The sequence below is a fragment of the Lewinellaceae bacterium genome (genome assembly GCA_020636105.1).
Taxonomy (GTDB): domain Bacteria; phylum Bacteroidota; class Bacteroidia; order Chitinophagales; family Saprospiraceae; genus BCD1.
Window position 1 is genome coordinate 3,186,276 of record JACJYL010000001.1, and the last position, 13,308, is coordinate 3,199,583.

General features: G+C 45.8%; 11 protein-coding genes. 1 reads left to right on the forward strand and 10 read right to left on the reverse strand.

Annotation, left to right across the window (positions count from 1 at the left end; all coding sequences use genetic code 11):
• Window positions 1-53 precede the first annotated feature (53 nt).
• Complete coding sequence (locus tag H6571_12060) at window positions 54-395, reverse strand: rhodanese-like domain-containing protein (protein MCB9324462.1); 342 nt, start codon at window positions 393-395, stop codon at window positions 54-56.
• A 301-nt stretch (window positions 396-696) separates the two neighbouring features.
• Here H6571_12060 and H6571_12065 point away from each other — a divergent pair, with 301 nt between their 5' ends.
• Window positions 697-1,080, forward strand: a complete 384-nt coding sequence (locus H6571_12065; GenBank protein ID MCB9324463.1) for a nitrogen fixation protein — start codon at window positions 697-699, stop codon at window positions 1,078-1,080.
• Window positions 1,081-1,159: 79 nt separating this feature from the next.
• On the opposite strand, the gene H6571_12070 is transcribed toward H6571_12065, so the two are convergent.
• The 9 genes from H6571_12070 to H6571_12110 form a co-directional block, all read right to left on the reverse strand.
• Complete coding sequence (locus H6571_12070; GenBank protein ID MCB9324464.1) at window positions 1,160-1,981, reverse strand: SH3 domain-containing protein; 822 nt, start codon at window positions 1,979-1,981, stop codon at window positions 1,160-1,162.
• A gap of 324 nt (window positions 1,982-2,305) precedes the next feature.
• Window positions 2,306-3,511, reverse strand: a complete 1,206-nt coding sequence (locus H6571_12075) for a GlmU family protein (GenBank protein ID MCB9324465.1) — start codon at window positions 3,509-3,511, stop codon at window positions 2,306-2,308.
• A 199-nt stretch (window positions 3,512-3,710) separates the two neighbouring features.
• The gene (locus H6571_12080) at window positions 3,711-3,977 is read right to left on the reverse strand and encodes a type B 50S ribosomal protein L31 (protein ID MCB9324466.1); all 267 of its coding nucleotides are present in this window, start codon (window positions 3,975-3,977) and stop codon (window positions 3,711-3,713) included.
• Window positions 3,978-4,196: 219 nt separating this feature from the next.
• Window positions 4,197-7,244, reverse strand: coding sequence for an efflux RND transporter permease subunit (locus H6571_12085; protein ID MCB9324467.1), 3,048 nt, complete (start codon window positions 7,242-7,244; stop codon window positions 4,197-4,199).
• A gap of 3 nt (window positions 7,245-7,247) precedes the next feature.
• The gene (locus H6571_12090; GenBank protein MCB9324468.1) at window positions 7,248-8,312 is read right to left on the reverse strand and encodes an efflux RND transporter periplasmic adaptor subunit; all 1,065 of its coding nucleotides are present in this window, start codon (window positions 8,310-8,312) and stop codon (window positions 7,248-7,250) included.
• Between the two features lie 27 nt (window positions 8,313-8,339).
• A complete protein-coding gene (locus H6571_12095) occupies window positions 8,340-9,665 on the reverse strand; it encodes a TolC family protein (GenBank protein MCB9324469.1) in 1,326 nt (441 codons plus the stop codon).
• Between the two features lie 42 nt (window positions 9,666-9,707).
• Window positions 9,708-10,325 (reverse strand): TetR/AcrR family transcriptional regulator, encoded by a 618-nt coding sequence (locus H6571_12100; protein MCB9324470.1) that lies wholly within the window; start codon window positions 10,323-10,325, stop codon window positions 9,708-9,710.
• Between the two features lie 186 nt (window positions 10,326-10,511).
• Window positions 10,512-11,255 carry a succinate dehydrogenase/fumarate reductase iron-sulfur subunit gene (locus H6571_12105; protein ID MCB9324471.1) on the reverse strand — a complete coding sequence of 248 codons (744 nt, stop codon included), beginning with the start codon at window positions 11,253-11,255 and terminating at the stop codon, window positions 10,512-10,514.
• A gap of 44 nt (window positions 11,256-11,299) precedes the next feature.
• Entirely contained in the window at window positions 11,300-13,303 is a 2,004-nt protein-coding gene (locus H6571_12110) for a fumarate reductase/succinate dehydrogenase flavoprotein subunit (protein ID MCB9324472.1), read from the reverse strand.
• Window positions 13,304-13,308 lie beyond the last annotated feature (5 nt).

Genomic DNA, 13,308 nt, shown 5'->3' on the forward strand with positions numbered 1-13,308 from the left:
CCTGTCCGACAAAATTCGGACAGGCTTTTTTTTCGAATTAACAAATCGAATACCTATTTCACCATTTCTCCACCAGCAGCCGCCCAGGCACCAATACCCCCAACCAGATTGTAAACTTCGGTAAATCCGGCAGACTTCATTTTTTTCATGGCCCCGGCACTTCTCCTCCCGGAATGACAGTAAACGAGCGTGGTGGCTCCTTTATCCAATTGGGCAATCTGAGTTTCAAAATTTTTATCCATAAAATTGATCAATTTCGAATTCTTTAGATGTCCCTGGGCATATTCTCCCGGAGTTCTTACATCAATAAGGACCACATCGCCCTTGCTGATGAGCTGCTTGAATAATCGGGCATCTACATCTTTAAATACATTTAGACCTTCACCTTTCACCATAACGGTATTGACCTGATCTACAGAAGATGCATTGGAATCTTGGGAATTGCATGCACTGGTAAAAACCAACAATATAACCAGCGGAAAAAACAAAACGATTTTCTTCATAAGTGAATTTATTTTTTAATTATTAAATGTTTTGCAAAATTGGCGGATATATCAACCACAAACAGTGATGTTAATCACACGTTGTTTTTGCCAACATTGGCAACTTTACTCCTGAAAGGTTCGTAAATTTAGTTTCGAACCGGGACATTCATTTAAGAACCCATTGTAAAAATAACAAACAAAATAATAAGACATGAAAATAGCTGTTTGCAGTCAAAACCGGAAGGAAGTTACTGGTCATGCCGGAAAATGTCGGAAATTTTGGATTTTCAATATTGAAAATGATTCCGTCACAGGAAAAGAACTCGTCGAACTGCCCATAGAACAAAGCCTTCATGAACTGGGGCACAACCATACTGACCCCGCTTTCGTACATCCTGCATTTGCAGCTGATGTGCTGATCTCAGGAGGAATGGGTTTTGGTTTGTTCAACCGTTTGCAGATGAACGGTACCCAGGGCGTGGTCACTCCTGAAAAGGATCCGGACAAAGCGGTGGAAGATTTTCTAAACGGAACATTAACAGAGGAAGCCCCGCATGCTCACGGACACGGACACGGACATGATCATCATCATTGATCTGTTTTAGAGGCGTGATCAGGTGTTGGCCAACAGTGAAGGAAACCGCTGAGAAGATAACCCAATCGCCACACGCTACTCAATCACCGGAAACAAAAAAGTCCATAAGCCAGCTTCCGTTTTGCTGCCGGGTAAAGCCTGCCCGGAAACCAATTGGGCTACCTAGAAACTTCCCCCAAATGTACCCCTCTTTACCATCGGGAAGTTTGACCTGAACCCAAGGGTACTCCTCACCACCAATGGTCTCAAAATCATGGGTGGTTTCCATTATTTCGACCACATCAAAAGAGAGACTTTTCACTACCGCCGACTGTAAACTCGGCGATTCACGCATTCTAACCCCACGTCCCAAAATCACGCCATGGGTAAAGGCGTCGTATTCGTCGGGGAAAAGAGCATAATAATAGGGAGCGACAAAAACACTGCCGTTATTGCGAAAAATCCCCCCCTGCGTCAAAACAGATTTTAAGGTAGTCCATAGTTTAGAAGAAGCAATGCCTTCCTGAGAATCGAGCTGCCACAGCTGTACAAAACCAGCCACTCCGTCTTCGGCCCCAAAGCTGCACTTGATGTCAGCGGCCGTTTTATCAAGCAGGTAAAAGGCATCCTTATTATCAATCGCCTGCAGCAGTTTTTCCCTAAAGACAAAAAAAGCAGTATCGGTCAGGGCTTCATCGCCCGGGTTGATTTTCCCCAATTCGAAGATAGATTTTGCAGGCAGCCAGTCCTTTCTTTTTGAATAAATTTCTTTATAGATGGCTTTCAGACTGTCGGTCACCACTAAAGGTTCCGAGGATGCCCCGGCTTCAGCATTTTCAGATTGGTCAACGGAGGGATCCTTTTTGCCTCCACAGGCGGTCAATAATAAAAAGACAATAACAAAGATTAAAGGGAATCTCATGACATTCAATTTTATCGGTTCTGCAAAGGATGGTAATAGAGGGTATGCTTTTGGGATCAGATGATTGATGGGGGCGTTCAGGCTTTAATAGGGATGAAAAAAGGAGCACGACCTTCTGTAAACGCTTGAAAATAAATTGAGTTTTTTTGCGGAAGACTCCTTTTTTCAGGGCGGGGCAAAGCAGCGACAAATAGATCAATTTATCTTTATTAAATTTCTTTGTACCAAAGATAGCGCAGAATTTATGAAAAAAAAATTGATCCGCGCATTGTAAACGCAGGATCGACTGCCCTTTTTAATTTTCAATTTATCATTTTACCTTTATCACCCTTTTTCCCATCTTCTGAATTCAGCGGTATCTTCAAAAAGGCGAAGCATGATGAGTCGTTCGGAAACGGTGAATTCGATGCTCCTGCGTTCCAAAACTTTTTCCATGGTGCTGAATGCCTTGTCCGTCTCGTGGGTCGAAAAACCGTGATACCCTCCCCATGAGAACGAAGGGATGAAATTTCTTGGGAACCCCGGTCCAAAAATATTGGCTGAGATGCCCACGACGGTTCCCGTATTAAAGGCAGTATTGATGGCAGATTTGGAATGATCCCCCATAATGAGCCCGCAAAACTGGGTGCCTGTTTTTTCAAAACTTTGTTTTGGATAACTCCACAACCGTACCTCTTCGTAATTATTTTTCAAATTGGAAACGTTGGTGCCTGCCCCGAGGTTACACCATTCTCCGATGACAGAATTGCCAAGGTAGCCTTCATGTCCCTTATTGGAATACCCCAAAAGGATGGAATTGTTCACCTCTCCTCCGACTTTACAATAAGGGCCCAAGGTAGTGGCTCCATAAATTTTAGCCCCCATTTTCAACACGGAGCCTTCGCCCATCGAAAAAGCGCCCCGAATGTGACACCCTTCCATAATTTCGGCATTTTTACCTATGTAAACAGGGCCGGTGGTGGCATTGATAACGGAGCATTCAATGATGGCGCCCTTTTCCACGAATACATTTTCTATCCCTAAAACCTGGTTGGTATCGCTAATGGGCTCCGAAGTCCGGCCCTTTGTGAGTAGTTTAAAATCTGCGCGAAGAGCCTGATCATTCAGCTGGAAGATATCCCAATGATGGTTGATCTTTAAAAATTCAGTGTCCTCCAGGTCAATTCCTTTTAGTTCTCCAATGTCCTGGTCGTGAATCAGTCTTTCAAACTGACGTTCATCCATTTTAGCAGCGATGAGTTCATCTCCCAGCAAAAAAGCCTCCCCAAAATCCATTTGTTTGATCAGTTTGCATAACTGGCTGGAAGGCATGGCAGAGCCGTTGATGATAAAATTTTCATCTCCGTAATCAATGGAATATTTCTCGGCAAGATAATCCTGCGTGATATAAGAAACTTTGGCATTCATCCATCTTTCCCATTTTTCACGAATAGGTAATATACCCACCCTAATTTCACCCACCGGCCTGGTATAGGTTAGCGGAAGGAGATTTTCCCGTACTTCACTGTCGAAGAGAATAATATTTGCCATAATAAGAGATTAACTACACAGGTAATTTACGAAAATTTTACATTTTTTACATTAGGGGATATTATTTATTGACGAATTTAAATAGAGGTGCGTCACTTTTGCCCTAATAAATTGCTACTTACAGCATAATTGCAAAAAGCCCCAATCAATACTGAAAGGAGCTTTTATCTGTTTTTTATAAAAGTACGTAAGAATACGATTACTTTTTCTTCGCAAACGGGTTATTACCGAATTTCTTATTGAATTTATCAATACGACCCGCAGTATCTACGAATTTCATCTTACCGGTAAAAAACGGGTGAGAGAAACTTGAAATTTCCAATTTCACCAACGGATATTCTTTACCGTCTTCCCATACAATGGTTTCCCTTGTAGGAGCACATGAACGTGTCAAAAACGATTCATCAACCGAAAAATCCTTAAACACCACCATGCGGTAATCTTCTGGATGAATATCTTTTTTCATAACGAATTTATTTCATTTTCAAATGAAGCGCAAAGGTAATGTTTTCGCACTTAATTTCCATGAAAAATATTTATTTTTTTCAAAACCTCTTTCAAAACCCGGACTTTCGGGTATTCAATATGCTGACAATGGTTGAAATAGCCTATGGGATTCAATGGCTAAAACAAATTTTTGACCGCATTTATTTTAAGCGGCTTTAAAATTTTAACCCCGCATGCATCAATCCACCCTGGGAGGAATGAGATAATACAAAACCGGCGTCACCACCCTGCTCAGGATCAGCGAACTGATCAATCCGCCGATAAGTACAATGGCCAGTGGGCTGATCAAAGGGCTACTGTCCAGAACGAGGGGGGTCATCCCTCCAATCGCTGTAAGGGCTGTCAGTAAAATTGGTAAAAAACGAGTCTCTGCACCATCCATGACCGCCTCGTACAGGGGCATACCTTTTTCCCTGAGGGAATTGGTATAATCGACCATGAGGATGGAGTTTTTGATCTCGATACCTGCCAGTGCTATGATGCCTACTGTAGCGACAAAAGAGAGCGTCTCCCCGGCAATCCACAAGGCTATCATGGCCCCTACCATACCCAACGGAATGACACTCAAAACGATCAAGGTAGATTTCAGGGTCCGAAACTCCAAAATGAGTATGGCCAGCAACCCGAACACCGCTAAAATAATGATGGTGCCAATACCGCCGAATGACCTTTCCCTTGCTTCCCGTTCCCCGGCAGCCACAATCCGGTAACCCGGGGGCATGGATATTTCATTTTCTATCCGGTCCAATACTTTTGTCGTCAGCGCTTCTGTGTTGTACCCTTCTTTCGTAAAGCAGGTAACCAGGCTATACCTTTCTTTATTGTAATGACGTATCAGGGAGGGAGATTCCTCCAAAGTGATGCCGGCAACGGATCGGAGCGGAACCAGGGTACCGCCCAGGGTGGTGATCTGTACCCTGTTGAAGTTTTCCAGGGCATTGGCAGTGTTGTCCCTGATGGATACCTGTAAAGCATCCTCATCGCCATTCCCCCTTCGTATTTTGCCAATATCCAGGCCAGTGATGGCCATCCGGACTGTCATGGCCACTTCGCGGGTCGTCAGGCCGTACAATCCTGCTTTATCCCTGTCAATATCGATCTTAATCTCCGTTTTGTCATTTTTAAGCTGATTGTTGACGTAAAAGGTACCTTCTGTAGATTTCATGATCTCCTCTACTGCAGCACTTATACTTTTTAACGAATCCATGTCTTCTCCCAATATCCTCATTTCCACGGGAGCGATGACGGGTTCGCCCTGCTGAAATCGCCGCACCTTGATCTTTGCCCCGGCAAGCCCGGTCAATTCCTTCCGAAGTTCGTCGGCCAGGGCGTCAATCTCCGGCACCTCGGCATTTTCATCCATAAAAACCATTATTTGTCCCTGGTTGTCGGCGGATTGTGGCTGAAATTCATTGTAAAAAACCCTGGGATTACCCTTTCCTGTATTGGCTGCAAATCCGCGTATCTGCTCCTTTGAGGCCAGATGTTTCTCCACCTGGTACACCAGTTTATTCGTATGCTGGATATTGCTGCCTGCTTCGGTTTCCACATCAATGATAAACATAGGTTTTTCAGAAGCTGGGAAAAGACTGAACCCCAGTTGCGGAATCAACAATAAAGAGGCTCCAAAAATAAGGGCTGCCGAGAGTAAAGCGATAAAAGAATGTTTTATGCTCCAACTAAGCAATCGCTGGTAGGGATCGTTCACATACTTCTTGAAGGCCCGGAAAACCGCGTTTCCTTCTCCCTCCCCTCCTTTGTGGGGTTTTAGTATCCTGCTGGCCAAAAAGGGAATGATGGTAACGGAAACGACCAGGGAAGCCGTGACGGTAACCATGACTGCCATAGGCATGGCCCGGATAAAATCACCGGAACTTTCCGGCATATTGGCCAAAGGTAAAAAAGCGAGGATCAGGGTGGCCGTGCAACCGATAATAGCGAGGACAATATGGTTGGTTGCTGTTATAGCCGCCTCTTTTACGGGAATGCCCTTCCGCATATAACGCTCTATGTTTTCCACAACCACAATACTGTCGTCCACCAGCAACCCCAGTGAAACAACCATACCCACAATGCTCAACTGGTTGAGGCTATACCCTAGCAAATCCAACAGAAATATACCAATGCTCAACGATAAGGGAATAGAGATCATGACCACCAAAGAGGCCCGGGTACCCAACGGCAAAAGGGTCAGCAACACCAGCAATACGGCAATCAAAAAATCACGCCCCAGGTTTTCCAGGCGTTTGCTCACCATGACTTCCTGATCAAAGGCCTGCACCATTTCGATATTCTCAGGCAAATTTTCTCCGAACTGCCTAAGAATGGGCTCCATCTGCTGCCTGGTGTGGACGATATTCCGATTGTCCTTCATGGCCGTAACGATCCAAATGGCCCGGTGACCGTTGTAGCGGGCGATGTGACTGTTTTCCGCTTCCGTTTCGTAAACATTGGCGATATCCGAAAGACGGGTGATCTTCCCCGTTATTGTTGTGTTGACGATGGTGTTGGAAATGTCATCAATGCTTCCAAATTCAGCGGTCGTCTGAATGTTGAATTTTCGCATTCCCAGATCGATATCCCCGCCTGGAATATTCACATTATTGGCCTGTATCAGTGCCAATACCTGGTTGAGGCCAATTTTTAACAAGGCCATTCGGTCTAAATCCAGTTCGATACGAATATTCCGCTCCGGCACCCCTTGTATTTTGACCCACTTGATGGCATCAATGGTCTCTAGTTGCCTTTCCAGGGTTTCTGCCTGATTTTCCAGCTCTTTCATCGAAGCCGTCTCCGAGATCAGGGCGGTCTGGAGGATGGCCACGTCACTGGCAGATGCCTGGTTAATGGTAATACTCAGGATATCGTCAGGCAGATCCTGAATTTTGTTGACCTCCCTGATCACATCATTGTACTTGCCCTGAGGGTCCACGCCGTAGTTGAATTCTACCAGCATATACAATAACCCGTCATTGCAGCCTGTCTGAATCTTCTTAATATCATCCAGTTGATACAACTCTGCTTCTATAGGATCGGCCACCAGTTTCTCCATATCTTCGGGTGAGGTGCCCGGGTAAATGATCACAATGGTATAAATGGGCGCATTGAATGGGGGGTCTTCACTGCGGGGCATGTTCAACAGGGAATTGAGCCCCAAAATGACCAACCCCAGGAAAACCACTAAGGTGAATTGGTAGTTCTTTACAAAAAATCTGGTGAAATTCATTTTTCAATTTTTAGGTAATTGGTTCATTGCAACAACAGTATCCCCGTCTTCCAGAAACATGGCTCCGATCGTCACAACCTCCTTTACATTTTCCAACCCCCCGGATATGGCAACCCTGCTCCCTAACAGCTCAAGTATATTGATTTCCAGTTTTTTTGCCTTGCCGTCTTCAACGGTAAAAACCGTTGCGGTATGGCCATTACTTTTAACGATGGCCTCTATAGGAATGATGGTCATGGTTTCCAAATCGTGAGGGGTGGTTTCGACCCTGCAAACCATACCGGCTGCCAGAGAAGGCGGCGGTGTCATAAATGAAAATTCGACTTCCAGTGATCCGCTTGCATCGGTGGCAATAACCGATTTTTCACTGACTTGCCCTTTAAATTTTTGACCGGGATAAGCATCGAGTACGAGGTTGACCGGATCCCCGACCTTCAATTTCGCCCAGTCCCTGTCAATCAAATTGGCATTGACTTTCCAATCATTATCCGATACGCCCAGTATCGCATAAACAGGAAGCCCCGGTCCGGCCACCTCCCCCTCATGCAATAATTGTTTGATCACACGACCCTTTATGGGCGCCCGCACTTCGCTGTGTTTTTTATTGAACCGGGCAATTTCGAGGTTTTTGGAAGCCAGCATCACCCCGGTTTGGGCATTCTGCAGCTGCTCCAGGGTCGCTACGCTGTCAGCGTATAAATTTTCAGCCCGTTCCAGGTCCCGGGTGGCTTTCGCAAGGCCTTCTTCAGCCTGGGCTACACCTGCATTGATTTCCGTCATGATCAAGGTCGCAATCAGTTGTCCTTTAGACACCCGGTCTCCTTCCTTCACAAAAGTTTTTTCGATCACCCCTCCTGTTTTAAAAGCCGGGGTGGACTGGGTTTTACTCACAATGATCCCCAACACATCTATCGTTTGGGCGTTGGTTTCTACAGCCACATTTACCATCTTGACGTACTGGGTAAGGTCTGGTCCGTTTCCTGTTTTTTCATCCTGATGATCGGCCTCCTGGCGGCAGGAGGATAAAGCAGCGGTAATGGCCACTGCTATTATGATAAACTTCTTCATTTTCATTTTATTCACCACATTAGGTTGTTAATTAATCGGATAACTTGCTGTTACATATTGCAGCTCTGCCCACTTTATCCAGGCATTGTACCGGGCAAGGATATATGAAAGGTCTGCTATGGTCAGTTGCGTTTGTGCATCGATCAGTTCCAGGTAATTGGCGACACCTGTTCGGTATTTTTTCATGACCTCATCATAAGTCTTTTGTGACGACTGGATCCTTGGCTGAAAGGTATTGGCCTGATCAATGGCAGCAAGCAGGTTGTTTTTGGCCACGGCACTTTGTAATTCCAACTGATTTTGCACATAAGATTTTTGCTGCTTTTGAGCTTCGACGGCCGCCAGTGCCTGGTCCTTTTTGTGGGTATGCCTTTTAAAATCATAGATGTTCCATTCCACATTGACCCCAAGCAAGGCGTAGGGCTTCCATTGGAAATCAAAATCCTGGGACCCTGCATCAATTTGAACACCGACCCTGGGAAGATAGAACTGTTCTTCTTTTTTGACCGCCAGGTGTTGCATCTCAATCCCTACATCCAGCTGTTGCAGTTCCTCCCGGGAGCCATTATTGGTAATCATATCAGGCAATTCGGGTAACCCTACCGTTACCTGATCCCGGGAAATGCCCCGCTCATGGAGTAAAAATGCGAGTAATTGCCAGGCGTTTTCTTCCTGGTTTTTGGCGTCGATCAACTGGGCTTTGTTGCTTGCCTGCTCGGATTGTATCCTGTTAACCGCTGAAGGCAAAGCCTTCCCGTTTTCAAACAAGCTGGTGGTCGTCCGGTTGGCTTCTTTTAACAGGGCCTCCGCCTTTTCGTAAATTACGACGGCCTGCTGTGCCATTTGCCATTGCAGGTAAGCTGTCATCACCTCTTTGGAAAGCAATCTTTTGTAAGCCTTTATCTCCAAAGCTTTCAAATCAATTTTACTTGATTGAAATTGTCGGTTGATGGCCAGCTCCGGGTAATAAACGGGTTGTTGAATTCTCAACCTTGCATCCAGGAAATTATTGGGCAAAAAAGAAATCGTCGCATTTTCAACCGCCGGGAAAGCATTAGAAGAAGTTAACTGGTTCAGGGTACTATATACAGGGTTCAGCAGATCACCAACCGGAAAGTCGATCCCTCTACCGCCTGCCGCCAGAGTATATTGCCCTCCCAGGCTGATCGTAGGGCCATACATGGATCTGGCTTCTTTTAATGCAGCCTCAGCCTGTTGGAGCTGGAAATGCTGTGCTTTCAGTTGCTCGTTATTATTCCAGCTTTTTTCAACCAGGGAAGAAAAATCCTGGGCCATGACCGATGTGGTCCATAACAGCAAAATCAAATGGAAGAATATAGCTTTTTGAAACATGTTAATTATATATACAGTGTTTAGTAAATGACAAAAAAAATACTACTTCACCTGAAAAATGGTCCCCATAAAAGTATCCATGGTCTGTCCGATCAGCTCCTGTTCCTCCCGCTCGATCAGATGCTCCAGGTGTCCCGAACGGATCAATGTCACCAGTCCCTGGACCGTGGACCACAATATCATGGCTAATATTTTCGCATCGGTTATATGGGTGTATTTTTGAGCAATAGCCTCCTCACAGGCCTGCAACAATCCATCAAATAACCTGAACCCGGGGCTTGAATCCTCGACGTATTTATCGATATCACAAAGATGCTCGGGTGTATTGAACAACAACTCAAACCATTCCGGATTCGATAAGGCAAAATCGAGGAAGGCCAATCCCGACTTCCGGATCCGCTCCACCGGATGAGTCTCCTTGTACACCGGCTCAAAATACTCCTGCATCCGCAAAAAGCCCATCTCCATCAATTGATAAACGATCTCGTCCTTCCCTTCAAAATAGAGGTAGATCGTGGCAGGACTGTATTCAATAGCCGTCGCAATGTTCCTGATCGACAGTTGCTGCCATCCTTCTTTCAGCAAAATATCCTTTGCTTTCTCCAGAATGCTTTTCTTAAGTTCTTTTTTTTCTCTTTTCCTACGTTCAGAAATACCCATATAGTTTTATTAACAATGTAAATTTACTAAACAGTGTTCATTTTTGCAAATTTAAATCTCCTTCTTTATAAAAAACCAATAAAAAAGCCCGGTCCATCCCAAAGGATAGCACCGGGCTTTTTTACTTAAAATATCTTACAAAATAAACCGCATTTCGTCCCCCTAAAGGCGTCAGCCGTCCACCTTCTACCCGAAAGTAGCCGACAAATACTCACGGTTCATCCGGGCAATATTCTCCAAAGAGATGCCTTTAGGGCATTCCACTTCACAGGCACCGGTATTGGTACAGCTTCCAAAACCTTCTTCGTCCATGGCTTTTACCATATTGAGCACCCTGTCTTTTGCTTCGATGCGGCCTTGCGGCAACAACGCAAACTGCGATACCTTGGCTGCGACGAACAACATGGCTGAACTGTTTTTACAGGAAGCTACACAAGCTCCGCAACCGATACAGGTTGCAGCATCCATGGCTTTATCTGCATTGACTTTCGGAATTGGAATGGCATTGGCATCCTGGGAATTTCCGGAGGTATTGACGGAGATAAAACCTCCAGCCTGCTGGATTCTTTCAAAAGCCGAGCGGTCAACGATGAGGTCTTTGATCACCGGAAAGGCTTTGGCTCTCCAGGGCTCGATGAAGATGGTGTCGCCATCCTTAAACATACGCATGTGGAGCTGGCAGGTCGTAACTCCCCTGTCAGGACCATGAGCTTCGCCATTGATATGGAGGGAACACATTCCGCAGATCCCCTCCCGACAGTCGTGGTCGAAAGCTACCGGGTCTTCCCCTTTCTGGATCAATTGCTCATTGAGCACATCCAGCATTTCGAGAAAAGATGAATCCGGAGATATATTGGAAATCGGATAAGTCACTATACTGCCTTTGGATCGGGCGTCCTGCTGGCGCCAGATTTTTAACGTTAAATTCATATCTTTCTTTTCAGACATAATTTTATATTTTTTCAACCTAAGGGCTATTTATAACTACGTTGTTTCAATTCGATATCTTTAAACTCAAGTTCTTCCTTGTGCAAAACGGCCTTACGAGGATCCCCTGTCCATTCCCAGGCGGCGACGTAGGCAAAATTTTCATCGTCACGAAGTGCTTCCCCTTCATCGGTCTGTGATTCTTCACGGAAGTGACCTCCGCAAGATTCCTCCCGATGCAGGGCATCCAGGGCAAAGAATTCACCCAATTCGAGGAAATCGGCCACACGGCCCGCTTTTTCCAGTTCCGGGTTCAATTCATTTAAGCCTCCCGGGACTTTCACCTCTTTCCAGAAATCCTCACGAATCTGCCTGATCTCGTCCATTGCCTTTTTCAGGCCTTCTGCGTTACGCGCCATTCCAGCGTAATCCCACATCACTTTACCGAGACGTTTATGGAAATGATCCACAGATTTGGTTCCCTTGATATTAATGAGTTTTTCCAGTCTCTCGCGGACTTCCTTTTCCGCCTGGTCAAACTCCGGCAAATCTGTAGGTATTTCTCCTGTTCTGATCTCATGCGCCAGGTAATCCCCGATCGTATAGGGCAAAACGAAGTAACCATCTGCCAATCCCTGCATCAGGGCCGAAGCGCCGAGGCGGTTGGCTCCGTGATCGGAGAAGTTGGCCTCTCCGGCACAATAACATCCCGGAATAGTAGTCATCAGGTTGTAATCCACCCAAATACCTCCCATGGTGTAGTGCACCGCAGGGTAAATCATCATCGGCGTTTTGTAAGGATTTTCATCGACGATCTTTTCGTACATCTGGAAGAGGTTACCGTATTTTTCTTCGATCACCTGTTCTCCCAGTTCGGTTATTTTTTCTTTGGAAGGATTGTGCAATCCCATCACCAGCGCCTTTTCCTTACCGAAGCGCTCAATGGCTTCTGCAAAATCGAGGTAAACCGCTTCTCCTGTAGCATTGACCCCATACCCTTCATCACATCTTTCCTTTCCTGCACGTGACGCAACGTCGCGAGGTACCAGGTTGCCAAAGGCGGGATACCTTCTCTCGAGGTAGTAATCCCTGTCTTCTTCAGCAAGCTGGGTGGGTTTCAAGGTACCCTTGCGGATGGCTTCCACATCTTTTTTATGTTTGGGCACCCAAATCCTTCCGTCATTCCTCAGGGATTCAGACATCAAAGTCAGTTTTGACTGGTGATCTCCTGAACGCGGAATACAGGTTGGGTGAATTTGCGTATAACAAGGATTGGCGAAAAAAGCGCCTTTTTTATGTATTTTCCAGGAAGCCGTCACATTCGACCCCATGGCATTGGTTGAAAGGTAAAAAACATTTCCGTACCCTCCAGAAGCGATCACCACCGCATGGGCAGAATGCCGCTCAATCTCTCCGGTCACAAGGTCTCTCGCGATAATGCCTCTTGCTTTTCCATCCACCACTACGATATCCAGCATTTCATGGCGGTTGTACATTTTGATCTTACCCATTGCGATCTGGCGGTTCATCGCGGAATAAGCCCCGAGCAACAACTGTTGTCCGGTCTGACCTTTGGCATAAAAAGTACGGGACACCAAAACGCCTCCAAAAGAACGATTATCGAGCAATCCTCCATATTCACGGGCGAAGGGTACTCCCTGGGCTACACACTGATCGATGATATTGCCGGAAACCTCTGCCAGTCGATGCACATTGGCCTCACGGGAACGATAGTCGCCCCCCTTAACCGTATCGTAGAAGAGCCGGTAGATAGAATCGTTATCATTCTGATAGTTTTTGGCGGCATTGATTCCCCCCTGGGCAGCGATAGAGTGTGCACGACGCGGAGAATCCTGGTAGGCAAAAGCTTTGACGTTGTAGCCCATTTCGGCAAGAGACGCGGCGGCAGACCCCCCGGCAAGCCCGGTACCCACAATGATGATATCGATGGATCGTTTGTTGGCAGGATTTACAACGTTGATTTTATTTTTATGATTGGTCCACTTGTCTTTAATAGGACCTTCCGGAATTTTAGAATCTAATTTTGACATATCTG

Coding starts and splice junctions, on each gene's coding strand:
- H6571_12060 (MCB9324462.1), bottom strand. CDS start 395: ATGGTGAAAGGTGAAGGTCTAAATGTATTTAAAGATGTAGATGCCCGA.
- H6571_12065 (MCB9324463.1), top strand. CDS start 697: ATGAAAATAGCTGTTTGCAGTCAAAACCGGAAGGAAGTTACTGGTCAT.
- H6571_12070 (MCB9324464.1), bottom strand. CDS start 1,981: ATGAGATTCCCTTTAATCTTTGTTATTGTCTTTTTATTATTGACCGCC.
- H6571_12075 (MCB9324465.1), bottom strand. CDS start 3,511: ATGGCAAATATTATTCTCTTCGACAGTGAAGTACGGGAAAATCTCCTT.
- H6571_12080 (MCB9324466.1), bottom strand. CDS start 3,977: ATGAAAAAAGATATTCATCCAGAAGATTACCGCATGGTGGTGTTTAAG.
- H6571_12085 (MCB9324467.1), bottom strand. CDS start 7,244: ATGAATTTCACCAGATTTTTTGTAAAGAACTACCAATTCACCTTAGTG.
- H6571_12090 (MCB9324468.1), bottom strand. CDS start 8,312: ATGAAGAAGTTTATCATAATAGCAGTGGCCATTACCGCTGCTTTATCC.
- H6571_12095 (MCB9324469.1), bottom strand. CDS start 9,665: ATGTTTCAAAAAGCTATATTCTTCCATTTGATTTTGCTGTTATGGACC.
- H6571_12100 (MCB9324470.1), bottom strand. CDS start 10,325: ATGGGTATTTCTGAACGTAGGAAAAGAGAAAAAAAAGAACTTAAGAAA.
- H6571_12105 (MCB9324471.1), bottom strand. CDS start 11,255: ATGAATTTAACGTTAAAAATCTGGCGCCAGCAGGACGCCCGATCCAAA.
- H6571_12110 (MCB9324472.1), bottom strand. CDS start 13,303: ATGTCAAAATTAGATTCTAAAATTCCGGAAGGTCCTATTAAAGACAAG.